At 68.3% G+C, this 464-nt stretch carries 1 protein-coding gene; it reads left to right on the forward strand.

Going from position 1 to position 464, the window contains the following annotated elements; translation table 11 throughout:
• Window positions 1-25 precede the first annotated feature (25 nt).
• Window positions 26-464 (forward strand): PRC-barrel domain-containing protein (locus J5F18_RS18705; RefSeq protein WP_346300029.1); only part of this gene is annotated, 439 nt, incomplete at its 3' end.

A 464-nucleotide genomic window follows, 5' to 3' on the forward strand; every position in this document is an offset into this window, starting at 1 on the left:
CAACGGAACCCCCAAGGAGAGACCCATGCGCAAGACGACCCTTGCCCTCACCGTCGCCGCCCTGGCCGGCGGCTTCACCCTAGGGACCCAGGCGCAGCCGACTCATGAGCCCCAGGGCCTCTACTCGGCCGAGAACATTCTCGACGCCGACGTGTACCTGACCAGCGACCCCGACGAGCGCGTCGGCGAAGTCGAGAACATCCTCTTCGACGAGGCGATGCAGGTCACCGCCCTGGTGATCGAGAGCGGCGCCGTGCTGGGAATGGGCGGCCGCGAGTTCATCGTCGAGTCCGGTCAGTTCACCCTCACCACCCACTTCGACGACGACGGCGAAAGCGAACACCGCGTGATGCTGGAGGCCAGCGCCGAGGAGCTCGAAGGCTACCCGGTCTACAGCGACGACTGGTGGGACCGGGCCCGCGAGCGCTCCCGGGAGGCCTGGCTGCAGACCCAGGAAGGCGCCG

The sequence above is a fragment of the Halomonas sp. BM-2019 genome, assembly GCF_017584085.1.